The 25462-nt window shown below is 57.1% G+C and carries 22 protein-coding genes and 1 tRNA gene; 11 read left to right on the top strand and 12 right to left on the bottom strand.

Annotated elements, in window-relative coordinates; all coding sequences use genetic code 11:
• The first annotated feature begins 14 nt into the window (after positions 1-14).
• Genes ACOTZB_RS13225 through yejF form a run of 4 tightly spaced genes read left to right on the top strand, consistent with a single transcriptional unit; the run spans position 15 to position 5543 of the window.
• Positions 15-1820, top strand: coding sequence for an extracellular solute-binding protein (locus ACOTZB_RS13225; RefSeq protein ID WP_421627353.1), 1806 nt, complete (start codon positions 15-17; stop codon positions 1818-1820).
• Between the two features lie 9 nt (positions 1821-1829).
• On the top strand, positions 1830-2927 hold the full coding sequence (locus ACOTZB_RS13220) for a microcin C ABC transporter permease YejB (protein WP_421627351.1): 1098 nt from the start codon (positions 1830-1832) through the stop codon (positions 2925-2927).
• The gene (locus ACOTZB_RS13215; RefSeq protein WP_421627350.1) at positions 2927-3952 is read left to right on the top strand and encodes an ABC transporter permease; all 1026 of its coding nucleotides are present in this window, start codon (positions 2927-2929) and stop codon (positions 3950-3952) included. The genes ACOTZB_RS13220 and ACOTZB_RS13215 overlap by 1 nt, the downstream gene beginning before the upstream one ends.
• Position 3953: 1 nt before the next feature.
• On the top strand, positions 3954-5543 hold the full coding sequence (gene yejF, locus ACOTZB_RS13210) for a microcin C ABC transporter ATP-binding protein YejF (protein WP_193806142.1): 1590 nt from the start codon (positions 3954-3956) through the stop codon (positions 5541-5543).
• Positions 5544-5546: 3 nt separating this feature from the next.
• On the opposite strand, the gene ACOTZB_RS13205 is transcribed toward yejF, so the two are convergent.
• The 3 genes from ACOTZB_RS13205 to rsuA form a co-directional block, all read right to left on the bottom strand.
• The gene (locus ACOTZB_RS13205; protein ID WP_045334337.1) at positions 5547-5891 is read right to left on the bottom strand and encodes a YejG family protein; all 345 of its coding nucleotides are present in this window, start codon (positions 5889-5891) and stop codon (positions 5547-5549) included.
• 279 nt (positions 5892-6170) lie between these two features.
• Positions 6171-7367 carry a Bcr/CflA family multidrug efflux MFS transporter gene (locus ACOTZB_RS13200; protein WP_421627348.1) on the bottom strand — a complete coding sequence of 399 codons (1197 nt, stop codon included), beginning with the start codon at positions 7365-7367 and terminating at the stop codon, positions 6171-6173.
• 15 nt (positions 7368-7382) lie between these two features.
• On the bottom strand, positions 7383-8090 hold the full coding sequence (rsuA, locus tag ACOTZB_RS13195) for a 16S rRNA pseudouridine(516) synthase RsuA (protein ID WP_348941138.1): 708 nt from the start codon (positions 8088-8090) through the stop codon (positions 7383-7385).
• 152 nt (positions 8091-8242) lie between these two features.
• On the opposite strand from rsuA, the gene ACOTZB_RS13190 reads away from it, so the two are divergent.
• Together ACOTZB_RS13190 and rplY are read left to right on the top strand one after the other, a co-directional pair.
• Positions 8243-10003, top strand: a complete 1761-nt coding sequence (locus ACOTZB_RS13190) for a DEAD/DEAH box helicase (RefSeq protein ID WP_421627347.1) — start codon at positions 8243-8245, stop codon at positions 10001-10003.
• 125 nt (positions 10004-10128) lie between these two features.
• Positions 10129-10413: a 50S ribosomal protein L25 gene (gene rplY, locus ACOTZB_RS13185; protein ID WP_023312497.1), complete on the top strand. Its 285-nt coding sequence runs from the start codon at positions 10129-10131 to the stop codon at positions 10411-10413.
• Between the two features lie 52 nt (positions 10414-10465).
• On the opposite strand, the gene yejK is transcribed toward rplY, so the two are convergent.
• Complete coding sequence (gene yejK, locus ACOTZB_RS13180; protein WP_008500957.1) at positions 10466-11473, bottom strand: nucleoid-associated protein YejK; 1008 nt, start codon at positions 11471-11473, stop codon at positions 10466-10468.
• A gap of 134 nt (positions 11474-11607) precedes the next feature.
• Between yejK and ACOTZB_RS13175 the strand changes: the two genes are divergently transcribed.
• The 3 genes from ACOTZB_RS13175 to ACOTZB_RS13165 all read left to right on the top strand — a co-directional run bounded on the left by ACOTZB_RS13175 (position 11608) and on the right by ACOTZB_RS13165 (position 13764).
• Positions 11608-11835, top strand: coding sequence for a YejL family protein (locus ACOTZB_RS13175; protein WP_008500958.1), 228 nt, complete (start codon positions 11608-11610; stop codon positions 11833-11835).
• Between the two features lie 19 nt (positions 11836-11854).
• Positions 11855-13615, top strand: a complete 1761-nt coding sequence (gene yejM, locus ACOTZB_RS13170; RefSeq protein WP_421627345.1) for an LPS biosynthesis-modulating metalloenzyme YejM — start codon at positions 11855-11857, stop codon at positions 13613-13615.
• Positions 13616-13687: 72 nt separating this feature from the next.
• Positions 13688-13764: transfer RNA gene (locus ACOTZB_RS13165), tRNA-Pro, on the top strand.
• Positions 13765-13799: 35 nt separating this feature from the next.
• On the opposite strand, the gene ACOTZB_RS13160 is transcribed toward ACOTZB_RS13165, so the two are convergent.
• Together ACOTZB_RS13160 and ACOTZB_RS13155 are read right to left on the bottom strand one after the other, a co-directional pair.
• Positions 13800-14987 (bottom strand): MFS transporter, encoded by a 1188-nt coding sequence (locus ACOTZB_RS13160; protein WP_421627343.1) that lies wholly within the window; start codon positions 14985-14987, stop codon positions 13800-13802.
• A gap of 124 nt (positions 14988-15111) precedes the next feature.
• On the bottom strand, positions 15112-15372 hold the full coding sequence (locus ACOTZB_RS13155) for a DUF2534 family protein (RefSeq protein WP_008500962.1): 261 nt from the start codon (positions 15370-15372) through the stop codon (positions 15112-15114).
• 209 nt (positions 15373-15581) lie between these two features.
• Here ACOTZB_RS13155 and eco point away from each other — a divergent pair, with 209 nt between their 5' ends.
• Positions 15582-16085, top strand: a complete 504-nt coding sequence (eco, locus tag ACOTZB_RS13150) for a serine protease inhibitor ecotin (RefSeq protein ID WP_421627342.1) — start codon at positions 15582-15584, stop codon at positions 16083-16085.
• 135 nt (positions 16086-16220) lie between these two features.
• On the opposite strand, the gene mqo is transcribed toward eco, so the two are convergent.
• Positions 16221-17870 carry a malate dehydrogenase (quinone) gene (gene mqo, locus ACOTZB_RS13145; RefSeq protein ID WP_023344564.1) on the bottom strand — a complete coding sequence of 550 codons (1650 nt, stop codon included), beginning with the start codon at positions 17868-17870 and terminating at the stop codon, positions 16221-16223.
• A gap of 187 nt (positions 17871-18057) precedes the next feature.
• On the opposite strand from mqo, the gene ACOTZB_RS13140 reads away from it, so the two are divergent.
• Positions 18058-19347 (top strand): SulP family inorganic anion transporter, encoded by a 1290-nt coding sequence (locus ACOTZB_RS13140; protein ID WP_421627341.1) that lies wholly within the window; start codon positions 18058-18060, stop codon positions 19345-19347.
• On the opposite strand, the gene mgtE is transcribed toward ACOTZB_RS13140, so the two are convergent.
• From mgtE to apbE, 5 genes are all read right to left on the bottom strand, one after another.
• Positions 19310-20746: a magnesium transporter gene (gene mgtE, locus ACOTZB_RS13135; RefSeq protein WP_421627339.1), complete on the bottom strand. Its 1437-nt coding sequence runs from the start codon at positions 20744-20746 to the stop codon at positions 19310-19312. The two genes, ACOTZB_RS13140 and mgtE, sit on opposite strands and share 38 nt — an antisense overlap.
• A gap of 148 nt (positions 20747-20894) precedes the next feature.
• A complete protein-coding gene (locus tag ACOTZB_RS13130) occupies positions 20895-22538 on the bottom strand; it encodes a multidrug ABC transporter permease/ATP-binding protein (RefSeq protein WP_421627338.1) in 1644 nt (547 codons plus the stop codon).
• Positions 22539-22607: 69 nt separating this feature from the next.
• Complete coding sequence (gene alkB / locus ACOTZB_RS13125) at positions 22608-23264, bottom strand: DNA oxidative demethylase AlkB (RefSeq protein ID WP_421627337.1); 657 nt, start codon at positions 23262-23264, stop codon at positions 22608-22610.
• Positions 23264-24322, bottom strand: a complete 1059-nt coding sequence (gene ada / locus ACOTZB_RS13120) for a bifunctional DNA-binding transcriptional regulator/O6-methylguanine-DNA methyltransferase Ada (protein ID WP_421627336.1) — start codon at positions 24320-24322, stop codon at positions 23264-23266. Before ada ends, alkB begins: the two co-directional genes overlap by 1 nt.
• Before the next feature lie 72 nt (positions 24323-24394).
• On the bottom strand, positions 24395-25450 hold the full coding sequence (gene apbE / locus ACOTZB_RS13115) for an FAD:protein FMN transferase ApbE (RefSeq protein WP_257830706.1): 1056 nt from the start codon (positions 25448-25450) through the stop codon (positions 24395-24397).
• Positions 25451-25462: the final 12 nt, after the last annotated feature.

Genomic DNA, 25462 nt, shown 5'->3' with positions numbered 1-25462 from the left:
GGAGCCGCCGCGAGATGCTTATGCGCTTCATGTTGCTGATGTTGGCACTAACGAGCCTGTCCAGCCAGGCGCAAGCCATCAAAGAAAATATCGCCTTCGCGGTGATTGGCGAGCCGAAATATGCGGTCAATTTTACACACTTCGATTACGTTAACCCTGCCGCGCCGAAGGGCGGAAAGGTCACGCTTTCCGCCACGGGAACCTTCGACAACTTCAACCGCTTCGCCCTGCGCGGCGTGGCGGCCGCGCGAACGGAATCGCTTTACGATACGCTCTTCGTCACGTCGGATGATGAACCCGGCAGCTACTATCCGCTGATTGCCGAGAACGTGCGTTATGCCGATAACTTCGCCTGGGCGGAAATCTCGCTGAATCCGCGGGCACGTTTTCACGACGGTACGCCGGTGAAGGCCAGCGACGTCGCGTTCACCTTCCATAAATTCATGACCGAAGGCGTCCCCCAGTTCCGCATCGTGTATAAAGGGGCTTCCGTCAGGGCCATTGCGCCGCTCACCGTGCGCATCGAGCTGAGCGAACCGAACAAAGAGAATATGCTCAGCCTTTTCTCGCTGCCGGTAATGCCTGAATCGTTCTGGAAAAATCATAAGCTAAGCGACCCGCTTTCCACGCCGCCGCTGGCAGGCGGCCCATACCGCATCACCGACTGGCGCATGGGGCAATATGTTGTTTACTCTCGCGTGAAAGACTACTGGGCGGCCAACCTGCCGGTAAACTGCGGGCGCTGGAATTTCGACACCCTTCGCTATGATTACTACCTCGACGATAACGTGGCGTTTGAAGCGTTCAAAGCCGGTGCCTTCGATTTACGCGTAGAAAGCAGCGCCAAAAACTGGGCGACCCGCTATATCGGCAAAAATTTCGCCAAAGGCTATATCGTCAAAGACGAGCACAAAAATGAGTCTGCCCAGGACACACGCTGGCTGGCGTTTAATATTCAGCGTCCGGTATTTAATGACCGCCGGGTGCGGGAAGCCATTTCCCTGGCCTTTGATTTTGAATGGATGAACAAGGCGCTGTTTTACGGGGCTTACAGCCGTGCGAATAGCTATTTCCAGAACACCGAATATGCCGCGCGCGATTACCCGAAAGCCGACGAGTTGGCTCTGCTGGCGCCGCTGAAAGCGGAGCTGCCGCCACAGGTGTTCACCACCGTGTTTCAGCCACCCGCGTCGAACGGTGACGGTTACGACCGCGACAACCTGCTGAAAGCCAGCAAGCTGCTGGATGACGCGGGCTGGCACCTGAAAAATCAAAAGCGTGTGGATGCCAGAACGGGTAAGCCTCTCAGCTTTGAACTGCTGCTCTCCTCCGGGGGCAACGATCAGTGGGTACTGCCGTTTAAGCACAACCTTGCGCGGCTGGGCGTGACCATGAACATTCGCCAGGTCGATAACGCGCAGATCACCAGCCGCATGCGCAGCCGTGATTACGACATGATGCAGCGCCTGTGGCCCGCCCAGCCGTGGCCCAGCACGGACCTGCAAATCTCCTGGGCCTCCAGCTACATCGACTCTTCATACAATGCGCCCGGGGTAAAAAGCCCGGCGATTGACGCGCTGATTGCGAAAATAGTGGCGGCGCAGGGGGATAAAGAAAAACTCCTGCCGCTCGGGCGCGCCCTCGACAGGGTCTTGACCTGGAACTACTACATGCTGCCGATGTGGTATATGGGCGAAGATCGCCTTGCGCGCTGGGACAAGTTCTCCGTGCCTGCCGTGCGCCCTGTGTATTCTCTGGGCTTTGATACCTGGTGGTATGACGTTAACAAAGCCGCCAGACTTCCCGCTGAGCGGCGATAAGGAATCATCATGGGTGCCTATCTTCTCCGTCGTCTCCTGCTGGTCATCCCCACCCTGTGGGCCATCATCACGATTAACTTTTTTATCGTGCAAATCGCCCCCGGCGGCCCGGTCGATCAGGCGATTGCCGCCATTGAATTCGGCAACAGCGGCGGCATGCCCGGCGGCGGCGGCGGTGAAGGGATGGGCGCGAGCCATGCGCGAACCGGCGTAGGGAATATCAGCGAAAGCCATTATCGCGGCGGACGCGGGCTGGATCCGGAGGTGATCGCCGAGATCACCCACCGCTACGGCTTTGACAAACCGATTCACGAGCGCTATTTCAAGATGCTCTGGGATTACATCCGCTTTGATTTTGGCGATAGCCTGTTTCGCAGTGCGTCAGTGTTAACGTTGATCAAGCAAAGCCTGCCGGTTTCGATAACGCTGGGGCTGTGGGGAACGCTGATTATCTATCTGGTCTCTATCCCGCTCGGGATCCGCAAAGCGGTGTATAACGGCAGCCGGTTTGATATCTGGAGCAGCACGTTCATCATCATCGGCTACGCCATCCCGGCGTTTCTGTTTGCCGTCCTGCTGATTGTCTTTTTTGCCGGGGGAAGCTATTTCGACCTCTTCCCGCTGCGGGGGCTGGTCTCCGCCGATTTCAGCTCCCTGCCGTGGTATCAGAAAATCACCGACTATCTTTGGCATATCACGCTGCCGGTGCTGGCGACGGTCATTGGTGGGTTCGCGGCCCTGACCATGTTGACCAAAAACGCCTTTCTCGATGAAATTCGTAAGCAGTACGTTGTCACGGCCCGCGCCAAGGGCGTGAGCGACAAGCAGATCATGTGGAAACACGTGTTCCGTAACGCCATGCTGCTGGTGATCGCCGGGTTTCCGGCCACGTTCATCGGCATGTTTTTTACCGGCTCGCTGCTGATAGAGGTGATGTTCTCACTCAACGGCCTGGGGCTGCTGGGCTATGAGGCTACCGTGTCGCGCGACTATCCGGTTATGTTCGGCACACTCTATATTTTCACCCTGATTGGCCTGCTGCTGAATATCATCAGTGATATCAGCTATACGCTGGTCGATCCCCGAATCGATTTTGAGGGCCGCTGATGCCGCGTTTAAGCCCCGTCAACCAGGCCCGCTGGGCCCGTTTTCGCCACAACCGCCGCGGCTACTGGTCGCTGTGGCTTTTTGCCGTGCTGTTTGCCTTAAGCATGTGTTCGGAGCTGATCGCCAACGACAAGCCGTTGCTGGTGCATTTTAACGACCGCTGGTACTTGCCTGTTATCGCCAACTACAGCGAAAGCGACTTTGGCGGCCCGTTTGCGACACCGGCGGAGTATCAGGATCCGTGGCTTCGCCAGCAGATCGAACAGCACGGCTGGGCGCTCTGGGCGCCGGTCCGCTTTGGCGCAAACAGCATTAACTTCGCAACCACGACTCCGTTCCCTTCCCCGCCCTCCGCGCAAAACTGGCTGGGAACGGATGCTAACGGCGGCGACGTGCTGGCGCGCATCCTGTATGGCACGCGAATTTCTCTTTTCTTTGGGCTGATGCTGACGATCTTCTCAAGCGTAATGGGCGTTGTGGCGGGTGCCGTTCAGGGCTACTACGGCGGGAAAATTGACCTGTGGGGCCAGCGGGTTATTGAAGTCTGGTCAGGCATGCCAACGCTGTTTCTGATCATCCTGCTATCCAGCGTGGTGCAGCCTGGCTTCTGGTGGCTGTTAGGCATCACCGTCCTCTTCGGCTGGATGGCGCTGGTGGGCGTGGTGCGCGCGGAGTTCCTGCGCACCCGCAATTTCGACTACATTCGCGCCGCGCAGGCGCTTGGCGTGAGCGACCGGGGGATCATCTTCCGCCACATGCTGCCCAACGCGGTCGTGGCAACGCTCACCTTCCTGCCGTTTATTCTGTGCAGCTCCATCACCACCCTCACCTCGCTGGATTTTCTTGGTTTCGGGCTACCGCTGGGCTCCCCGTCGCTCGGCGAACTGCTGCTGCAGGGCAAAAACAACCTGCAGGCGCCGTGGTTAGGTATCGCCGCCTTTCTTTCCGTGGCCGTGCTGCTGTCGCTGCTGATTTTTATTGGCGAAGCCGTGCGCGATGCCTTCGATCCGAACAAGGCGGTATAAAATGACCCAGCCTCTTCTCAGTATTGAAAACCTGTCGATTGCTTTTTCTAAGCAGGACGAGACGCGCACCGTGGTCACCGACCTGTCGCTGCAGATCCAGACCGGGGAAACGCTGGCACTGGTGGGCGAGTCGGGTTCAGGCAAGAGCGTTTCGGCGCTCTCTATCCTGCGCCTGTTGCCCTCTCCGCCGGTGAGCTACCCGCAAGGGGATATTCTGTTTCACGGCAGCTCGCTGATGCATGCCGACGAACATACCCTGCGCGGTATTCGCGGCAACAAAATCGCGATGATCTTCCAGGAGCCGATGGTTTCCCTCAACCCGCTGCACAGCCTGGAGAAACAGCTCTATGAAGTGCTCTCCCTGCACCGGGGGATGCGCAAAGAGGCCGCGCGGGGAGAAATTCTGGATTGTCTGGAACGAACCGGCATACGCAATGCGGCCAAACGGCTGAATGATTTTCCGCATCAGCTCTCCGGCGGCGAACGCCAGCGCGTGATGATCGCCATGGCCCTGCTCACGCGGCCCGAGCTGTTGATTGCCGACGAGCCGACGACGGCGCTGGACGTAACGGTACAGGCGCAAATACTGACGCTGCTGCGGGAACTGCGTGACGAGCTGAACATGAGCCTGCTGTTTATCACGCACAACCTGAGTATTGTGAGAAAGCTGGCCGACAGCGTCGCGGTGATGCAGAACGGACGATGCGTTGAACAGAATAGCGCGTCCACGCTGCTGAGCGCGCCGCAGCACCCCTATACGCAGCGTTTGCTCGACAGCGAACCCTCCGGCGACCCGGTTCCCCTCGCGGCTGACAGCACGCCGCTGCTGCGCGTTGAGGATCTGTCCGTCTCGTTCCCGATCCGCAAAGGTATTCTGCGGCGCATCGTCGACCAGAATCCGGTGCTGAAAAACATCCGCTTCTCGCTGCGCCCGGGAGAATCCCTGGGGCTGGTGGGCGAATCCGGTTCGGGCAAAAGCACCACCGGTTTGGCGCTGCTGCGCTTAATTGCCTCCCAGGGCGAGATCCTCTTTGACGATATGCCGCTGCACCGCTGGAACCGCCGTCAGATGCTGCCGGTGAGGCCCCGCATGCAGGTGGTGTTTCAGGATCCCAACTCCTCGCTTAACCCCCGGCTCAGCGTGTTACAGATTATCGAGGAGGGTCTGCGCGTGCATCAGCCCGGCCTGAGCGCTCAGCAACGGGAACAGGAGGTTATTCGGGTGATGGCTGAAGTGGGCTTAGATGCCGGGACCCGCCACCGCTATCCTGCTGAATTCTCCGGCGGGCAGCGCCAGCGTATCGCCATTGCCCGCGCGCTGATCCTGAAGCCGGAGCTGATTATTCTGGATGAACCGACGTCGTCGCTGGACAGAACCGTTCAGGCGCAGATCCTGGCGCTGCTGAAAGGGCTACAGGAAAAGCACCGGCTGGCCTATATCTTTATCAGCCACGATCTTCAGGTGGTGAGGGCGCTATGCCATCAGGTGATTGTGTTGCGACAGGGAGAAGTGGTCGAGCAGGGAGAGTGCCAGCGCGTATTTAGCGCGCCAACGCAGCGCTACACGCGCCAGCTGTTGTCGGCAGACTAGCGGTCAGAACGGATACTGGCCGGAGAAAGGCTCCGCGATGGCAACGCCAAAATTTTTCAGACGGCAGGTGGCGGCAAACTCGTCCTGGCTTTTCACAAACAGGCACGGCTCACCTTCGCACTCCAGCACGGAGCTGTCCACTTCGATATCCGTCAGGGCCTGACTGAGACGCTCCATCACCCGCCATGCATTTTCGTCGCTCGGGCTCAGCAGCTTGAGCGCCACCAGGCAGTTTTCACAGCCCGCGACGTTTTGCGGAATCGGTTCAACTTTCGAACCTGCAAAACCCGTCGACCAGCGATAGCTCTGGGGCAAGCGATGGACAATAGAAAGTTGTAATGTATTCACGTTCGTTCCCCGGAAGCAAAATTTACTTCACAATTTATTTACATTTATAGTAACACATCATCGTCAGCCTGCACTATTCAGCGCTTTTTTATCGGTATTCAGGCTCGCGTCGGCGCTATATGTACCCGTTTCTGCGATCTAACTCAACCTTTTTGAATACAATGATGTGACTTTTTACACAAATAGATTTTACATAAAATAAACAAACACGGAATAAACGAACGGGGGTTTGGTTGATATGCATCAACAAAAAAGGCCCTGCCGGGCCTTCTCTGTGTTTTAGTGGGCCGCTTTTCGCGGTCGACTGGCGTAAAGATAGAAGAGTATCGAGCTAGTTGCGCAAAAAGCCATCGCCCACAGCATGGGCCATGCCGTCGTAAAGGTAGCCATTGAAAGCAACGCTCCGACGATAGCGCCGATGCCAAAGCGGAACGTCCCCGCCAGGGAAGAGGCGGTGCCCGCCATATGCGGAAACTCATCCAGGATCACCGCCATCGCATTAGATGACACCATCGACACGCAGCCGACAAAGGCCGCCACGCCAACCACCAGCGCCCAGAAGCCCACGCCCAAAAACGCGCTCGCCACCAGCCAGATAGCCATCACAAACTGGATCCACAGCCCGGCGCGGAACATGTTCAGCGCCCCCACCCGCCGGACAAAGCGGCTGTTAATGATGGTCATGATGAACAGGAAGACGATGTTAAGCGCAAAGTAATAGCCGAAGTGCTGCGGCGAAACGTGGTTCAGCTCGATGTAGACAAACGGCCCGGCGCTCAGGAAGGAGAACATCCCGGCGAAGCTGAACCCGCTTGCCAGCATATAGCTGAGCACGCGCTTGTGGCGAAACAGCGAGGCAAAGTTGCCGATGGTGGTTCGGATGTGGAATTTCTGACGGCGATCGACGGGAAGCGTTTCATCAATAAAGAAGAAAATCATCGCCGAGGCCAGCAGCGCGGCCAGGGCCAGGATCCAGAAAATCACATGCCAGCTAAACCACACCAGCACCGCACCACCGGCCATCGGGGCCACCAGCGGCGCAATCGTCGTCACCAGCATCACGAACGACATCATGCGGGAGAACTCTTCTTTCGGGTAGATATCGCGCATCAGGGCGTTAATCACCACGCTTGCCGCAGCCGCCGCCAGACCGTGGAAGAAGCGCATGATAATCAGATGATCGATGGTCTGCGCCAGCGCACAGGCAACCGCTGCGGCCGCAAAGACCAGCGTCCCGCCCAGAATGACGGGCTTGCGTCCAAGACTGTCCGCCATCGGGCCATAAAACAGCTGTCCGAGGGCAAAGCCAAGAATATAGGTGCTGAGCGTCATCTGCGCGCTGCCCGCCGGGACGCCAAACTGCGCGGAAATGACCGGCAGCGCGGGCAGGTACATATCGATAGACAGCGGCATCAGCATGGCCAGCAGGCCAAGAATGAAGACGATTTTGAACGACGAGTGTGGCCTGGTGGTCACAGAGCTCTCCTGAAATTAGTGCGAAGGAAGACCGACGCTGGCGATCTCTTCTTCCGTTAACGGGCGATATTCGCCAGGGGCCAGGTCGGGATCGAGCTCAATCGCACCAATCCGCTCACGATGCAGACCAACAACGTGGTTCCCCACCGCGGCAAACATACGCTTCACCTGATGGTAACGCCCTTCGCTGATGGTCAGACGGACCTCCGTCGGCGTAATCACCTCAAGCACGGCGGGTTTGGTCAGATCTTTTTCATTATGCAGCTGAACGCCTTTCGCGAATTGCTCTGCTGTGTCATCCGACACCGGCGACTCCAGCGTGACCAGATAGGTTTTCTCGCAGTGGTGACGCGGGGAAGTAATGCGATGCGACCACTGCCCGTCGTCGGTCATCAGCACCAGACCCGTGGTGTCGATGTCGAGGCGACCTGCGGCGTGCAGCTTGTGCGCCACCGGTTCGTCGAGGAAATAGAGCACCGTCGGGTGATCCGGGTCGTCCGTTGAGCAGACGTAGCCTTCCGGCTTGTTGAGCATGAAGTAGCGCGGACCGTGCTGCTGGGTCAGCGGATTGCCGTCATACTCCACCTGATGGTCAGGTTGCAGTTTGAACGCGCTGTCTCTCACAATGTCGCCATCCACGGTAACGCGGCTGGCGCGAATTTCGCGCCCGGCAATAGCGCGGCTTACGCCGAGTTGCTGAGCGATAAACTTATCAAGTCGCATGAAATCTTTTTAGCCTTAATGGTGCTGGAAGTCGGACAACAGGTCCGAAAAAAGAAGCAGTCTGGAACGGTTCAGTATAATGGTCTGGTTGCGCCACTCAAGGGAAAAAGTTTCGTGGCATACTATGCGCGGAATAACGAAACCGAGACCCCATGACTTTTACACTTCGTCCCTATCAGCAGGAAGCCGTTGACGCCACCCTCGCCTGGTTCCGTAAACATCGCGAGCCGGCGGCGATTGTGCTCCCGACCGGCGCAGGCAAAAGCCTGGTCATCGCCGAACTGGCGCGTCTGGCCCGCGGTCGCGTGCTTGTGCTGGCGCACGTCAAAGAGCTCGTCGCGCAAAACCATGCCAAGTATTGTGCGCTTGGGCTGGAGGCCGATATCTTCGCCGCCGGGTTAAAGCGTAAAGAGAGCCACGGCAAAGTGGTCTTTGGCAGCGTGCAGTCGGTGGCGCGCAATCTGGACCTGTTTCGCAGCGAATTTTCGCTGCTGATTGTCGACGAATGTCACCGCATCAGCGATGACGACGACAGCCAGTATCAGCAAATCCTGTCCCACCTGAAAGAGGTGAACCCTCATCTGCGCCTGCTGGGCCTGACGGCGACCCCGTTTCGCCTGGGGAAAGGCTGGATCTATCGCTACCATTATCACGGCATGGTGCGCGGCGATGACAAGGCCCTGTTTAGCGACTGCATCTACGAACTTCCGCTGCGCTACATGATTAAACATGGCTACCTGACGCCGCCTGAACGGCTGGATATGCCGGTAGTGCAGTACGATTTCAGCCGCCTGCAGGCGCAGAGCAACGGCTTATTCAGCGAAGCGGATCTCAACCAGGAGCTGAAAAAGCAGAAGCGCATTACCCCGCATATTATCAGCCAGATTGAGGAGTTCGCCGCGACGCGCAAGGGGGTAATGATCTTTGCCGCCACCGTTGAGCACGCGCGTGAAATCACTGGATTACTGCCCGCTGGCGACGCGGCGTTAATCACCGGCGAGACGCCCGGTCCGGAGCGCGACCGCCTGATTGAAGCCTTTAAAGCCCAGCAGTTCCGCTATCTGGTAAATGTGTCGGTGTTGACCACCGGTTTTGACGCCCCGCACGTCGACCTGATCGCCATTTTGCGCCCGACCGAATCGGTCAGTCTTTATCAGCAGATTGTTGGCCGCGGCCTGCGTCTGGCCCCGGGAAAAACCGACTGCCTGATTCTGGATTATGCCGGTAACCCGCACGATCTCTATACGCCTGAGGTCGGCGCGCCAAAAGGAAAAAGCGACAACGTGCCCGTACAGGTCTTTTGCCCTGCCTGCGGGTTTGCCAACACCTTCTGGGGCAAAACCACCGCCGACGGTACGCTGGTCGAACACTTTGGCCGCCGCTGTCAGGGCTGGTTTGAAGATGATGACGGGCATCGCGAGCAGTGCGATTTTCGCTTCCGCTTTAAAAACTGCCCACAGTGCAATGCCGAAAACGACATTGCCGCTCGCCGCTGCCGGGAATGCGACACGGTGCTGGTTGACCCGGACGACATGCTGAAAGCAGCATTAAAGCTGAAAGATGCTCTGGTGCTGCGCTGTTCCGGCATGGTGCTGCAGCCCGGCGCCGATGAAAAAGGTGAGTGGCTGAAAATCACCTATTACGATGAGGACGGGGCGGACGTCAGCGAGCGCTTCCGGGTCCAGACGCCTGCTCAGCGAATGGCCTTCGAACAGCTGTTTATCCGCCCGCATACCCGAACGCCGGGCGTGCCGCTGCGCTGGATCACCGTGGCCGATATCGTGCGCCAGCAGGTGTTATTGCGCCATCCGGATTTTGTCGTCGCCCGTAAGAAAGGCCAGTTCTGGCAGGTGCGCGAGAAACTCTTTGACTACGAAGGTCGCTTCCGTCGCGCCAACGAATTGCGCGGTTAGCGGGACTTTTCATTGATGTGAGGGGCATTTGAGTATAAAATGCCGCCCGCTTCACATCCGTGAGGCAGAACACTCACCTGCTGCTGGGTCGCCTGTAGTAGGGTTTTAAATACAGAGAGAAATCAATGTTCACTATCGAAGCAGAAGTACGTAATGTGCAGGGTAAGGGTGCGAGCCGCCGCCTGCGTAACGCTAACAAGTTCCCGGCTATCGTTTACGGTGGCGAAGCTGCTCCAGTTGCAATCGAACTGGATCACGACAAACTGTGGAACCTGCAGACCAAAGCTGAATTCTACAGCGAAGTTCTGACCATCGTTGTTGGCGGTAAAGAAGAAAAAGTGAAAGTTCAGGCTGTTCAGCGTCACGCGTTCAAGCCAAAACTGACTCACATCGACTTCGTTCGCGCGTAATCGCAAACTCGTCGAAAAAAAACCCCGCTTCTGCGGGGTTTTTTTATGGCTGTTATTTCCCACCCGAGGTGCGGCGCTGAAGCTGATCGCGCAGGTTCGGCGGCGTACCTTTAATGGTCAGCGTATCGGTGGCCGGATCCCAGAAGATGCGTTCACCCAGCAACATCGCGTCAAAGTTGATGGTTAACCCACCGCCGCTGCCGGCAAACTTGGTCAACTGACGCAGCGTGCTGCGATCGGCCGGGAAGCTCTCTTCAAGCTCATAGCCTTTCTCCGCGGTGAATTCCTGGAAGCTGACTTCGCTGACGCCCGCCAGCTCTTTTGACAGGGACTCCAGCTCAATCTCCTCCCCTGCCTGCAGCTGTTCGTTGCAGTAGCTGTAGACCTGCTGACGCACGGTCTGGCGCTCAGATTTATCGAGCTGCGCTTCAGCCGTGAAGTCGTCAACCGCCTGGAGCAGCCCTTTGTTCTGCGCCTTGGCGTTAAGACCTTCGCTGGCACCGAGGAAATCCATAAAGAAATCCGCCACTTTGCGGCCCACGCGCCCCTTCAGGAAAGTCAGGTAGCGGGTCGACTCCGGGTTGGTTTCCCATTCGGTCAAATCAATACGCGCCACGATATCCGCATGGTTGATATCCAGATAATGCGTTGAGCTGATATCCAGCTGCTCGTTCACGCGCATGCTGCTTAAGTTATTCAGCACGGTAACCAGCAGATACTCTACCGCCAGGTAGCGATAGTGGCAGAACAGCACGATCCCGCCGTCGGCGAACGGATATTTCGCCAGCTCGTCGCGCAGACGCCCGGTTGCGGCACGGCTAAACGCCAGGAAATCCTCTTCGCCCTGACGCTGCAGGCGCAGGCTATCGGCCAGTTCACTCTCTTCGCTGAACAGACCATAGGCTTTATTTTTGGCGCTGTAGACGCGATGCAGCTCTGCCATCATCTCCACCACGGTCGCCGTGGGTTCCAGTAACGAATCGCGCAGCACCACTTCAAGGGTTTGCTCATCACGCTTGATAAGCTGGTGCAAGGCAATCTGGTTGATTTCCAGACTCATGATAAACTCTCCTTTTAGACCGGGCGGTATTCAACCACCACCAGGACATGTGTGCAACAACAGATAAAAAAGGGGAAAAAAAGCTGTTGCTACGGTAATATGTTGCCCTTTCATCAACAAACTGATTTTGATTTATGCCACAACATTCCCGCTACAGTGATGAACACGTTGAACAACTGCTCAGTGAGCTGGTCAACGTACTGGAAAAACATAAAACGCCGACCGATCTCTCCCTGATGGTTTTGGGAAATATGGTCACCAACCTGATTAACACCAGCGTTGCTCCGGCTCAGCGTCAGGCGATCGCAAAATCTTTCGCCCAGGCTTTACAGTCGTCCGTCAGCAACGACCCGGCCCATTAAGGGATACGAACAACAGTTTATGGTGACGAATCGTCAGCGCTACCGTGAAAAAGTCTCCCAGATGGTCAGCTGGGGGCACTGGTTTGCCCTGTTCAACATTCTGCTGGCGACGGTCATTGGCTGTCGTTATCTGTTTGTCGCAGACTGGCCAACAACGCTAACCGGGCGTATTTACTCCTGGATAAGCGTTGTCGGTCACTTTAGCTTTTTGGTTTTCGCCACCTATCTGCTGATCCTGTTCCCCCTGACGTTTATCGTCATGTCGCAGCGTCTGATGCGATTCTTGTCCGCCATCCTTGCGACGGTGGGGATGACGCTGCTGCTTATCGACAGTGAAGTGTTCACCCGCTTCCACCTGCATCTCAACCCCATCGTCTGGGAACTGGTGATTAACCCCGACCAGAACGAAACGGCCCGCGACTGGCAGCTGATGTTTATCAGCGTCCCGGTGATCCTGTTGATTGAGATGCTGTTCGCTACCTGGAGCTGGCAAAAGCTCCGCAGCCTGACCCGGCGACGCCATTATGCGAAGCCCGTCGCCGCGCTCTTTTTCGTCTCCTTTATCAGTTCGCACATCATGTATATCTGGGCGGATGCGAACTTCTATCGCCCGATTACCATGCAGCGTGCGAACCTGCCGCTCTCATATCCGATGACGGCCCGTCGCTTCCTCGAGAAACACGGCCTGCTTGATGCGCAGGAGTACCAGCGCCGTCTCATCGAGCAGGGTAATCCGGAAGCCGTCAGCGTGCAGTATCCTCTGAGCGACCTGAACTACCGCGATATGGGACGCGGGCAAAACGTCCTGCTGATCACCGTCGATGGCCTGAACTATTCCCGCTTCGAGAAGCAGATGCCTGCGCTGGCCGCTTTCGCGAGTCAGAACGTCTCGTTCACTCAGCATATGAGCTCCGGTAACACAACCGACGCGGGTATCTTTGGCCTGTTCTATGGCATTTCAGCCGGCTACATGGACGGCGTACTGTCTACCCGCACGCCTGCGGCGCTGATCACCGGGCTGAATCAGCAAGGCTATCAGCTAGGGTTGTTCTCCTCCGATGGCTTTAACAGCCCGCTCTACCGCCAGGCGCTGCTGTCCGATTTCTCACTGCCGACGGCGCAAAAACAGTCCGACGCGCAGACCGCCAGCCAATGGATAAACTGGCTGCAGCGCTACGCCCAGGAAGATAACCGCTGGTTCTCATGGGTTGCCTTTAACGGCACAACGCTTGCTGACAGCAATAAGAGTGACTTTGCGCGCCGCTACGGTCGCGCGGCTGGCGATGTTGATGCTCAGATAGGCCGCGTGCTTGATGCGCTTCGCGAGTCGGGCAAGCTGGACAATACCGTGGTGATCGTGACCGCGGGCCATGGCGTGCCTTTAGGTGACGAGACGAAGAGTATGAGCTGGTCTCGCCCGAATCTGCAGGTTCCGCTGGTGATCCACTGGCCAGGCACACCGGCGCAGCGCATCAATATGCTCACCGAGCATAAAGATGTGATGACAACCCTGATGCAACGCCTGCTGCACGTCAGCACGCCAGCAAACGAGTATTCGCAGGGGCAGGATCTCTTCAGCGCCGCGCGCCGCCACAGCTGGGTGACGGCGGCGGGGAATAATACGCTGGTAGTCACCACGCCGAAGCTGACGCTGGTGCTGAACAGCAACGGGAATTATCAGACGTATAATCTGCAGGGCGAACGGTTGAAAGCTCAGAAACCGCAGCTGAGCCTGCTGCTGCAGGTCCTGACGGATGAGAAGCGTTTCATCGCTAACTGATTAATAATAAACCAGTTAGCGACGGATTCCCTTGCATTCAAAACGGAATCGAGTAGTATTCTTTTTATGCGTCGGCACGTAGCGCAGCCTGGTAGCGCACCGTCATGGGGTGTCGGGGGTCGGAGGTTCAAATCCTCTCGTGCCGACCAAAAACACATTGAAAACCAGCCTGATGGCTGGTTTTTTATTTCGCTTCGTCCGGCGTTTTGCGCAGATACACAAGCGTAGCCAGACAAATCACCGCTCCGGCATAAAACGTATATTCCGCGCCAAACGTTTCCCATATCGCGCCGGCTCCCACACTGGCGATTAACAATCCCACGCCGCTTACCAGACTAAAAATACCGAAAGCCGTACCGCGCAGATCGGGCGGTGCGGTTTTAGCGATCATTGCCGCCAGCAGCCCCTGGGTCATGCCCATATGTATCCCCCAAAGCGCAACGCCTAAAATAATGCCCGCCCAGTGGGTGCTCAGCGCCAGCACAATGTCCGCTCCAATCAGCACCACCAGCCCCCACTGCAATAATCGGGTGTGGCTCATCACGTCCGATAACTTGCCAAACGGATAGGCTGAGAGGAAATAGAGCAGATTCATGGCAACCATCACCAGCGGGATCAGCGCCAGCGGCACACCCGACTGCTGAGCGCGAAGGACAAGAAAAGCTTCACTGAAACGTGCGAGCGTAAAGATGGCCCCCAGGCCAATGACCCACCAGCAGCCTTTCCCGAGACGCTGTAGGTTCTCTTTTTTGATGGGGTTCGTGCGTTTATGTTCGACGGGCGTTTTCGGCTCATGAAGGCCGAAGAAAAGCAGCGCCACGGCGAGCACACCGGGGATCACCGCAATCCAGAAAATCGTGCGGAAATCATCGTTCCACAGTAGCATCAATCCTACGGCCAGCAGCGGCCCGAGAAATGCGCCGACGGTGTCCATCAACTGACGCAGCCCAAAGGCCGCGCCGCGAAGTTCCAGCGGCGTAACGTCAGCAACCAGCGCATCGCGCGGCGCTCCGCGGATCCCCTTCCCGACACGGTCGATTAAACGTGCCCCAAGGATCATGCCGGAAGAAGAGGCAATAGCGAATAACGGTTTACTTAACGCGCCAAGACCGTAGCCCAGAACCGCCAGCCCTTTACGCTTGCCCAGATAGTCACTGATTGCGCCGGAGAACACTTTAATAAACAGCGCAGTGGCCTCAGCCAGTCCTTCAATCAAACCAATGAAAATCACGCTGGCACCCAGCGTCGTGACCATAAACAACGGCAGCAGGCTGTGAATGATTTCCGAAGAGATATCCATCAACATACTGACGCCACCCACAACCCAGACGCCTTTCGGGATCCGGCTGAGCGTTGCAAACCGCGATAACATTGCGCATCTCCTGATTTATGTCGAACAACCTTGTTCGAAACAGAATATCCTGGAAATGCGAATAAAAATCATCTGATATAAAAAAGCCAGCCCGCAGGCTGGCTTCATTATCTGAGGTGAAGGCTTAGTGCTTCTCACGTCCACCCAGGAAGAAGATGCCCAGCGGGATGGCCAGCAGAACGGTGAACACCAGGCTGTAGACGAAGATCATCGCCGACTGCAGGACATACATGCTTGTTGTCCAGGCTGAGAGAGGAATGTTGTACTGTTCGATGACGCCGACAATAGTGGCCCGTCCCACGCACGCGGCGGCAATCATAAATACGACCAGCAGCGCCAGGAGGAATTTGCGGCCTTCAGGCGTTTTCAGTTTTGCACGAACCATCTCTCTTCCCTTTCACAGATGAATAACAATATATAGGGTCTAAAATAACACAAACGCCTGCCGGACTCCATGCCAGTACAAATATCTACCTACATGGTTAATACGTGGTTTATTACGCTATTAATATTGAAAATGTAAGTAAATAACACCAATCATTCATAGTTGATATGTTAACCTGCACGAGATCGTTTTGACATAAAGGAATGACAATGAAAAACGCACCTAAATTTGCCATCGCCCTCATCGCCGCCGCGTGCGTCAGCAGCAGTGCTTTCGCCAGCGAACCCCCAAAAGAGCAGCCGCTGGAAAAAGTCGCTCCGTATCCAAAAGCGGGCAAAGGGATGAAGCGTCAGGTGATTCAGCTACCGGTTCAGCAGGATGAAGCGAACTTCAAAGTGGAACTGTTAATTGGCAAGACGCTGGAAGTGGACTGCAACCAACACCGTCTGGGCGGTCAGTTGGAAAGTAAAACCCTGGAAGGCTGGGGTTACGACTATTACGTCTTTGACAAAGTGACCTCTCCGGTCTCCACCATGATGGCCTGCCCGGACGGCAAGAAAGAGAAGAAATTTGTAACGGCGTATCTGGGCGACAACAGTCTGTTGCGCTACAACAGCAAGCTGCCGATCGTGGTGTATACGCCTGAAAACGTAGATGTGAAGTATCGCGTGTGGAAGGCAGATGAGACTGTCGGACAAGCGGTATTACGTTAAAAATAAGTCGGGTGGCGGCTTCGCCTTACCCGACCCGGAAAGGGTGCGCTCTGGTGCCCTAACCCCAACCCTATCCCACCGGGAGAGGGAGAAAACACTAAAAACGGTAACGGATGTTACCGTTTTGCTTTTACCTTACAGCGCGATATCCGCAACCGGTTTGTTTTCCGGCTGAGGCTTCAGCTCCGCTTTTGGCGCAGCATCCGCAGCCTGCGGTTTGATGTACTGCAGCTGCAGTACGCGGCTGGTGTATTCCAGCTCCTGCTCCGTCGCGCTCACGTTGCCATTTAGCTTCGTGCCGTAGGATGGAATAATGGTTTTCAGCTTAGCCTGCCATTCCGGGCTGGCGACTTTGTCTTTAAACACTTTTTCCATCAGGTGCAGCATGATTGGCGCAGCGGTCGACGCACCCGGTGACGCCCCCAGCAGCGCGGCGATGGTGCCGTCCTTATCGCTCACCACTTCGGTGCCCAGACGCAGCACGCCACCCTCTTTCGGATCGCGCTTGATGATCTGCACACGCTGACCCGCCTGCCACAGACGCCAGTCTTCTTTCTTCGCCTGCGGATAGTACTCTTTCAGCGCCTCGAAACGGTCGTCGTCAGAGAGCATCACCTGGCTAATCAGGTATTTTACCAGGTCGAAGTTATCCAGACCCACGTCCATCATCGGCTTGACGTTAGAGGTGGTCGTGGCGCTGAGCAGATCCCACAGAGAGCCGTTTTTCAGGAATTTAGTGGAGAAGGTTGCGAACGGTCCAAACAGCACCACGCGTTTGCCGTCAAGCATACGGGTGTCAATGTGCGGAACAGACATCGGCGGTGCGCCAACGGAAGCCTGACCGTACACTTTTGCCAGATGACGATTCACCACTTCCGGGTTATCGGACACCAGGAACTGTCCGCCCACCGGGAAGCCCGCGTAGTCATCAGCTTCCGGAATACCGGACTCCTGCAGCAGCTTCAGCGCCGCGCCGCCGGCACCGATAAAGACAAACTTCGCCTTGATGACGTGCTCGGCTTCGTTGTTTTTCAGATCGGCAACGGTCACGCTCCAGCTATTGTCCGCATTGCGCTTGAAACCGCGCACTTCGGTGCTGAGCTGCAGGTTGAAGTTCTCTTTTTTCTTCAGAGACGTCACCAGCTGACGGGTAATTTCACCGTAGTTAACGTCGGTACCAATTTCGGTACGGGTCGCCGCCACTTTCTGGTTCGGGTCACGACCTTCCATGACCAGCGGAGCCCACTCTTTAATCTGCGCGTGGTCTTCAGAGTATTTCATCCCGCGGAACAGCGTGCTCTGCTGCAGAGCGGCGTAGCGCGCGCGCAGGAAGTTAACGTTCTGCTCACCCCACACAAAGCTCATGTGCGGCACGGTGTTGATAAACGAGTGCGGATCGTGCAGCACGCCGCTGTTGACCTGGTGAGACCAGAACTGGCGAGAAACCTGGAATGCTTCGTTGATCTCGACCGCCTTCTCGATACTAATGGAACCGTCCTTTTTCTGCGGCGTATAGTTCAGTTCCATGAGTGCCGAATGGCCGGTACCGGCGTTATTCCAGCCGTTCGAACTCTCCTGCGCGACGCCATCAAGGCGCTCGACCATGGTCATAGACCAGTCCGGCTGCAGTTCTTGCAGATAGGTTCCCAGCGTGGCGCTCATGATACCGCCACCAATTAAAAGGACGTCCGTTTCCTGCTCTTTTGGTGCGTCAGCTTTCGCCGCCATGGAGACGGTGTTAAGCCCCACGGCCAGAGAAAAGAGCATGGCAGTCATTTTTTTCATAATTTATGCCTTAGTGTAAAAGTGCTTAATGCGTGGAAATTGCAGGTGAAAAAAGCTGCGGGGGCACGGTAACAACTTTTAAATATTGTTTAAAGGTTACGAAATTATTGTAATTGTGAAATTTAATGATGGATTGTTTGTGAGGAATTAGCGATGCGTCTGGTAAAGCGCGGTTTTACTGGCTAGTATGTGGCGTTTTGTGATCGCGCGCACGGAAGCCTGCCCTAACCAGCGAACTGTTATGTCCCTACCCCATTCTGCTGTATCCCCCGAAGACCGCGTAGCCAACGTGCTGCGTTCCCCTAAGCTGCTGACGCGTGAAACGCTGGCAGGGGTGATCACCGCCCTGGCGCTGATCCCCGAAGTCATCTCATTTTCGGTGGTGGCGGGCGTTGACCCGAAGGTCAGCCTGATCGCCTCCGTGGTGCTGTGTCTTGCCCTTTCTGTACTCGGGGGCCGTCCGGCGATGGTCACGGCAGCGGCCGGCTCCGTGGCGCTGGTCATTGGCCCGATGGTGCATCAGCACGGCGTACAGTACATTCTTCCCGCCGTGCTGATGGCGGGCGTAATTCAGATTCTGTTTGGCGTACTGGGCATGGCAAGGCTGATGCGCTTTATTCCCCAGTCGGTCATGACCGGGTTTGTTAACGCCCTGGGCATTTTGATCTTCTTCGCTCAGGTGCCGCATTTCTGGAGCCGAAGCCCGCTGATTGTGGGCCTGTTCGTGCTGACGCTGCTGATCGTGCTGTGGGTGCCGCGCTATATCAAAAGCATCCCTTCCCCGCTGATTGCGATTGTGCTGTTAACCTTGTTCACCGTTTCAACCGGCCAAATCCTGCCGACCGTGGGCGATGAAGGCTCCATGAGCGGAGGTTTGCCGGGGCTTACCGAGCTGTTGGTCCCGCTCAATGTGCAGACGCTGAGCATTATCTGGCCGTGCGCGCTGAGCATCGCGTTTGTCGGCCTGCTGGAATCCCTGCTGACGGCAAAGCTGGTGGATGAGCTGACCTCGACACCGTCAGGTAAACGCCGCGAAAGCATTGGATTAGGCGTCGGCAATATTCTGGCCGGATTTTATGGTGGTATTGCAGGCTGCGCGATGATCGGACAAACCATCGTCAACGTGGAGATGGGGAAAGGTCGAAGCCGCATTTCAACCTTTGCGGCGGGCATTGTGCTACTGATCCTGGTGACGGCGCTCAGCGACGTGATGGCCAACATCCCGATGGCGGTGCTGGCGGGTATTATGGCGATTGTCGCCGTCAAAACCTTCAGCTGGCACAGCCTTCAGCCGGCCACGCTGAAAACGGCCCCGATAGCAGAAACGGTCGTCATGCTGGTCACCGTAGCCGCCACGGTATCAACCGGCAATCTGGCGATTGGCGTGCTGGGCGGGATTATCGTCATGGCACTGCTTCCCGCCCGCATTAAGCGTCGGGCTACAGAAGGAAAATCGTCGCCAGCCCAAGAAAAATAAAGAAACCACCGGTATCGGTGATGGCGGTAATCATCACGCTCGACCCCACCGCGGGGTCGCGCCCCAGTTTGGTCATCGTCAGAGGGATAATGACGCCCATTATCGACGCTACCAGCAGGTTCAGCACCATCGCCAGCATCATCACGCCGCCCAGGGCCATATCGTCGTACAGCCACCAGGTGATGCCGCCCATAATCCCGCCCCACACCAGGCCGTTGATGAGCGCGACGCCCATCTCTCTGAAAATCAGCCACGAAAAGTTACCGGGCTGAATATTTTCCAGCGCAAGGGCGCGAACGATCATGGTTATAGTCTGGTTTCCGGTGTTACCACCAATCCCTGCGACAATCGGCATCAGCGAGGCCAGCGCCACCAGCTGTGAAATGGTGTGTTCAAAACCGTCAATCACCCGGGAGGCGATAAACGCGGTGCACAGGTTAATGGCCAGCCACGCCCAGCGTGTTTTCACCGCCTTGCCGACGGAGGCATGGACGTCATCTTCCGCGCTGATCCCCCCGAGCGCACGCAGGTCGTTATCGGTTTCTTCGTAGACCACATCAACGATCTCATCGATGGTCAGACGCCCCATCAGTTTGCCGACGGAATCCACGACGGCGGCACTCACCAGGTCGTCACGTTCGAAGGTACGCGCCGCTTTCTCCGCATCGTCTTCAGGGGAGAAGACCATCGGCTCGTTTTCCATCACCTCGCTCACCTTTCGCTGGGTGCTGTTGAGCAGGATAGTTTTCAGCTCCAGTTCGCCAAGCAGGGTTTTATCCCGGGAGGTGACAAACAGTTTATCGGTGTTGTCCGGCATCTTGCCCAGGCGACGCAGGTAGCGCTGCACGGTGCCGAGCGTCACGTCCGGTCGCACCGTGATAACGCCGAACTCCATGATCGCGCCGACGCTGTTTTTCTCGTAATGCATCACCTGACGCACGCGCGCCCGCTCCTCCGCAGGCAGTGACGCCAGCAGGCGACCGGTCAGGTTTCGCGGCAGGTGCTGAACGAGGTAAATCTGCTCGTCGATATCCAGGGTTTGCAGAGCGTCGAGAATATCCCGGTCGCTCATCTCGTCGATCAGGTCGTCCCAGACGTTTTCGGAGGCCTCAAGCAGCACCTGCCCGCGCTCGTGATCCTGCACCAGACGCCACAGGGCGTGACGTTCTTCCGAGGGAAGCGCTTCGAGAGTATCCGCCAGATCCGGCGGGGGTAAATGAGCAACCAGCGCACCTACCTCAGCAATATCGTCGGCTAAGGTGCCGACATCATATTGCTCAGCCAGGGTCAGTTTGCCTAATAACGCAGAGGTGACCGCTTTATCGGTCGTGAGAAGCCAGATAAGTCGCGCACGCTCCTGGTCACGCTGTCTGGCGCTGTTTTTCTTTAATACCGACATCAATCATAAATCCATTAAATGAGTTGGCATTAAGCATAGCGCGGGGATATGTAAATAAGAATAAACAACGGGGCGGGATGGAGAAAAAAGCGGCATTACGGCCACGATCTCTCCCCTCTCCCTGTGGGAGAGGGTCAGGGTAAGGGCTTCAGGCCGTACGCGCTACCGCGTCACGCGAGGCCGCATCGCGCTCTTCACCGGTCAGCTCGCTCAGCTTGCCGTCGCGCATCTCCAGCAGGCGGTCAGCATGAATAAAGTAGTGATCGTCGTGGCTGATGGCGAAAATGGTTTTGCCCATCTCCTGCATCAGCGGCAGCAGCACCTGATAAAACTCGCGGCGGAAATGCGGGTCCTGGTCGGCAGCCCACTCGTCCAGCAGGATGATGTCCCGCTCTTCCGCCAGCGCCAGCAGCAGCGCCACGCGCTTTTTCTGCCCTTTGGAAAGCTTCAGGTTGAGGATCTTCCCGTCCTGTAACTCCAGCTTGTGCGACATCTGCAGCTGCGCCAGCCATTTTTCCACCAGCGCAGGATTGGCCTGTTGCCCTTCCGGCCCCAGCAGCCGATCGAACAGCCAGACGTCGGTAAACACCGCCGAGAAAAGCTTGCGGTAATCCTCGGGCTTCTCCGCGCTCAGCGCCTTGCCGTCCAGCAAAATCTCGCCCGACTGCGGCTGATAGAGCCCGGTCAGCAGCATCGCCAGCGTAGATTTCCCGCTGCCGTTGCCGCCGATGAGGAACAGCAGTTCACCGCGGCGGATCGTCAGGTTGACCGGCCCCACGGAGAAGGCGCTGTCCTGATAGCGGAACGTGACGTTACGCAGCTCCAGCGTCTGCCAGTTCGGGAAGGCCTGCGGGCGCGGGAATTCAGCTTTAAACGGCGCGAGATCGAATTTTTTGAGCTTATTAAATGCCACCTGCGCACTCAGCAGGGTGGGCAACGCACCGACCGCCGAGAGCAGCGGCGTACGCAAAAACAGCAGCGTCAGCGAGTAGGTTGCCGCTACGTTGGTGTCCGCCCAGCCCAGGCTGTTCGCCATCCAGAATACCAGGCCAATCGCCCCCAGCATCATAATGTTTGACCAGTTAACCGCGCTCAGGTGGAAGGTATCGGCGCGAATGATGTGATGACGGTATTCGCGCGCGTCCGGGATATAGAGATGATTAAAGATATGCTCGGCGCGCTCGCGATTCAGGGTGAGCTCTTTGCGCCCTTCCAGCACCGTCTGGTAATCGTTATAAAGCTTATCTTCGGTCTCGCGCAGCACCGCCATGTGTTTATAGACGCGCGACACCAGCATAAAGCCGCCCCAGATGGTGATCGCAATCCACAGGGCGGTCACCGCCAGCATTTTGCTGGAGAGCCAGGCGAGATAGGCCGCCGAACCAAAGGTCAGAATGATCCCCTGCACCAGCTCCGGCAGACGCACGAAAGCGATGGTAATGGCGCGCACGTCGCTGGTCAGCCCCGCCAGCAGGGAAGCGCTGCCGAGCTGCTCAACGCGCTCAACCTGGGTGTCCAGGATCCGCTTGATAAACTCACTGCGCAAACGGAAAACGAAATGGTGCCCGAGCGCGGTCAGCGCCAGCTGGGAACCGAGCGTCACCGCCATCAACAGGAGCAGCAGGCCGAGAAACTCCGGCAGAACGGTGAGCGAAGTGTCGGCCATTTCAATCAACCGCACGTTAATAAACGCGATCAGGCCAATCCCCAGCGCGGCGCTGGCAAGGCTTAACGCCATTACTGCGATGAAGGGCCAGCGATATTGACGCCAGACGAGGAGAAGTAGTTGCATGCAGGCAATCCGGACAATAAAAATCAGCCAGCAGTGTAAACTGCCCTGCGTGTACATCAAGAATAATTCTTATTTTAGTTTACTGTGCCCCGCCTGACGGAAGGTCAGGTTGAAACGGTACTCGCCCGTGAGCGGGTGAACCCCAGGCTTGAGCGGCTGAATGCCGTGATAGTAAAGCCGCGACTCCCTGCCCCACACCACCACATCGCCATGTTCCAGCATGATGCGCTTGAGCGGGTCGTTGCGACGTAATCCCCCAAACTGGAAGACGGCGGGCAGACCTAACGATACCGAGACGATAGGCGCGCGCAGATCGGGTTCATCCTTGTCCTGATGCAGCGAGAGCTTCGCACCGACGGCGTAGCGGTTAATCAGGCAGGCATCCGGCCGGAAATCAGGATACTGCGCTGCCACGGCGGCCTCGTGACAGAGAGCCTGAAAGACCGCGGGCATGGGTGGCCACGGCTGGCCGGTCGCGGGATCGTTCTGGGCATACAGATAGCCCCGCTCGTTCGTCGCCCAGCCCAATTCCCCGCAGTTGGCCATGGCCACCGACATGGTGTAGCCGCCCGGCGTCACCATATGGCGAAACGGCGAAACCGCCGTCACCTCGTCAATACCGGCCAGCAGCGCCGCCGCACGGGAGAGTGCAAAGCGGCGCAGGATCACCGCCCCCGGCGCAAGCGGCTCCTGCCAGGGTTCAGCATCCGCAAAAAGATCGAGCATTATCCCTCCTGGCGTTTCGCCTCACGTTTCAGTAATAGCGCTTTTCGCGCCGTCCCCCAACGGTAACCCGACAGCGCGCCGTCGTTACGAACCACCCGATGACAGGGGATCACAATCGCCAGCGTGTTTGCAGCACAGGCTCCGGCAACGGCGCGTACCGCACTGGGCTGGCCAATCGCCTGCGCCACCTGCTGGTAACTTGCCGTTTCGCCGCAGGGAATGTTGCGAAGAGCCTGCCAGACGCGCTGCTGGAACGCGGTTCCGCGAATATCCAGCGGCAGCGCAAGCGGCACGTCGCGGTTATCAATACTGGCAATCACATGGTGGATCCGCTGCACAAAGGCGTCGTCCAGCGGCGCGTGCGTGGCTTTTGGAAATTGCGTAGCAAGTTCTGCGGTTAATTCAGCATCTGTGTCACCCAGCAGAATCGCGCAGATCCCCCGCTCGCTTTCTGCCACCAGACAGCGTCCTAACGAAGAGTCGCTAATGGCATATCGCACGGCCACATCCCCTTTGCGGTACTGCTTCGCCGTCATGCCCAACGCGTCGTTGGCTTTACGATAATAGCTGCTGCTGTCGGGAAACCCCGCCGCCAGCACGGCGTCGGTAATTTTGTCACCCTGCGCAAGCGCGGTGCGTAGGCGCTGGCCTCGCGCCGCCTGCTGCCAGGCTTTTGGCGTCATGCCGGTCACGGACTTAAACAGGCGGTGGAAATGGAAAGGACTCATGGCCACCTGCTGCGCCAGCCTCTCCAGGGTTAACGCAGGATCCTGCTCCAGAAGCCGGCAGGCGTGTTCCACTTTTGCCAGCTTCTGCTCTTGGGGATCGCGTTTGTCCGGCATGCAGCGCTTGCACGGGCGAAATCCTGCCTGAACGGCGTGGTGGGCATCGGGATAAAAGCGGACGTTTTTACGCAGCGCGTGGCGGGCGCGGCATGACGGGCGGCAGAAAATCCCCGTGGTCTGCACGGCGAAGACAAACCGCTCGTCAGCGCGCGGATCGCGGGCCAGCACGGCCTGCCAGCGATCCTCATCGGTAGTAAAGGTCGGGTTTCTCATTATCGGCTCCTCATGTAAGCATACCTAGAGCGTGCCTGAGCGCCAGTGATAAAAAACCCGCAACCTTGCTTTTTAATTTTTGTCGCTGACCAGGAAACTGTTGAACTGCGGCGAGCTCCAGGTTTTAAACCCGTCGCCCTCTTTAACGATCATATAAACCGCCAGCCCTTCCTGACGGACCACCTCTTTGGCTTTTTCCGGGCCAAGAACCATTAATCCGGTATCCCAGGCATCCGCTTCCAGCGCGGTGGGGGCGATGACCGTCACCGAGACCAGGTTATGCGTGATAGGACGCCCGGTCTGCGGATCAATCACGTGCGAAATACGCTTCCCGTCAAGCTCGTAATAGTTACGGTAGCTTCCGGAAGTACTGATGCCATGTCCGTTGATATCCACTATCGCCTGCACGGCATTTTGCCGATCGGTCGGCTTTTGAATCGCTACGCGCCACGGCTTATCGCTGGCGTTCATGCCCCGGCTGACCAACGCGCCGCCCACCGAGACCAGATAACGTGAAATGCCTTCTTGCGCCATCAGTGCAGCAAGATGATCCGCCGCATAGCCTTCCCCTACCGTCGACAGATCGACAAACAGATCGGGGATATCTTTTTGCAGGTACTGTTGCCCGTACTGATTGATCACCGTCAGATGCTGCAGCCCCGTCCGGGCGCGGGCGTCATCAATGGCAGCCTGTTCGGGCGTCTTCACCGGCTGTTTATTCGGGCCAAATCCCCAGAGGTTCACCAGAGGGCCGACGGTCACATCCATCGCCCCGTTGGTTTTGTAACCCACGCGTATGGATTCGGTCACGATATCGGCCATCGCCTCGCTCACCGGCCACAGGGAGGTGCTGGTGGAGAGGTTAAAGCGCATCAGCGCCGAGTCATTTTTATAGGTTGAGAGCAGCTGATCGTCGGCGTCCAGCTGCGCCTGGATTTTGCCGCGAAGCTCATCCGTGCGTGTTTTATCGAGATTCATCACGCTGACGCGCCAGAAGGTGCCCATCGTTTTGCCTTCTAGCACCGTCGCGGCGGGTGCGTCGGTTTTCGCCACGGGTGTGGGATCGTTACACGCGGTCAGGAAAAAAAGCATAGCCAGAAAGCTGGCGCGTAAAAAAGTCATGTCCATTCATTATTATCC

It is taken from the genome of Enterobacter cloacae complex sp. SHL020, from assembly GCF_049236945.1.
Classification (GTDB): domain Bacteria; phylum Pseudomonadota; class Gammaproteobacteria; order Enterobacterales; family Enterobacteriaceae; genus Enterobacter; species Enterobacter dykesii.
Note: the sequence above shows the minus strand (reverse complement) of the source record. Positions and strands in the feature narration are given on the sequence as shown.

Bases quoted from the DNA above. Each gene is read 5' to 3' on its own strand.
- ACOTZB_RS13225 (WP_421627353.1), top strand. From the start codon at position 15: ATGCTTATGCGCTTCATGTTGCTGATGTTGGCACTAACGAGCCTGTCC.
- ACOTZB_RS13220 (WP_421627351.1), top strand. From the start codon at position 1,830: ATGGGTGCCTATCTTCTCCGTCGTCTCCTGCTGGTCATCCCCACCCTG.
- ACOTZB_RS13215 (WP_421627350.1), top strand. From the start codon at position 2,927: ATGCCGCGTTTAAGCCCCGTCAACCAGGCCCGCTGGGCCCGTTTTCGC.
- yejF (WP_193806142.1), top strand. From the start codon at position 3,954: ATGACCCAGCCTCTTCTCAGTATTGAAAACCTGTCGATTGCTTTTTCT.
- rsuA (WP_348941138.1), bottom strand. From the start codon at position 8,090: ATGCGACTTGATAAGTTTATCGCTCAGCAACTCGGCGTAAGCCGCGCT.
- ACOTZB_RS13190 (WP_421627347.1), top strand. From the start codon at position 8,243: ATGACTTTTACACTTCGTCCCTATCAGCAGGAAGCCGTTGACGCCACC.
- rplY (WP_023312497.1), top strand. From the start codon at position 10,129: ATGTTCACTATCGAAGCAGAAGTACGTAATGTGCAGGGTAAGGGTGCG.
- yejK (WP_008500957.1), bottom strand. From the start codon at position 11,473: ATGAGTCTGGAAATCAACCAGATTGCCTTGCACCAGCTTATCAAGCGT.
- ACOTZB_RS13175 (WP_008500958.1), top strand. From the start codon at position 11,608: ATGCCACAACATTCCCGCTACAGTGATGAACACGTTGAACAACTGCTC.
- yejM (WP_421627345.1), top strand. From the start codon at position 11,855: ATGGTGACGAATCGTCAGCGCTACCGTGAAAAAGTCTCCCAGATGGTC.
- ACOTZB_RS13160 (WP_421627343.1), bottom strand. From the start codon at position 14,987: ATGTTATCGCGGTTTGCAACGCTCAGCCGGATCCCGAAAGGCGTCTGG.
- ACOTZB_RS13155 (WP_008500962.1), bottom strand. From the start codon at position 15,372: ATGGTTCGTGCAAAACTGAAAACGCCTGAAGGCCGCAAATTCCTCCTG.
- eco (WP_421627342.1), top strand. From the start codon at position 15,582: ATGAAAAACGCACCTAAATTTGCCATCGCCCTCATCGCCGCCGCGTGC.
- mqo (WP_023344564.1), bottom strand. From the start codon at position 17,870: ATGAAAAAAATGACTGCCATGCTCTTTTCTCTGGCCGTGGGGCTTAAC.
- ACOTZB_RS13140 (WP_421627341.1), top strand. From the start codon at position 18,058: ATGTGGCGTTTTGTGATCGCGCGCACGGAAGCCTGCCCTAACCAGCGA.
- mgtE (WP_421627339.1), bottom strand. From the start codon at position 20,746: ATGTCGGTATTAAAGAAAAACAGCGCCAGACAGCGTGACCAGGAGCGT.
- ACOTZB_RS13130 (WP_421627338.1), bottom strand. From the start codon at position 22,538: ATGCAACTACTTCTCCTCGTCTGGCGTCAATATCGCTGGCCCTTCATC.
- alkB (WP_421627337.1), bottom strand. From the start codon at position 23,264: ATGCTCGATCTTTTTGCGGATGCTGAACCCTGGCAGGAGCCGCTTGCG.
- ada (WP_421627336.1), bottom strand. From the start codon at position 24,322: ATGAGAAACCCGACCTTTACTACCGATGAGGATCGCTGGCAGGCCGTG.
- apbE (WP_257830706.1), bottom strand. From the start codon at position 25,450: ATGGACATGACTTTTTTACGCGCCAGCTTTCTGGCTATGCTTTTTTTC.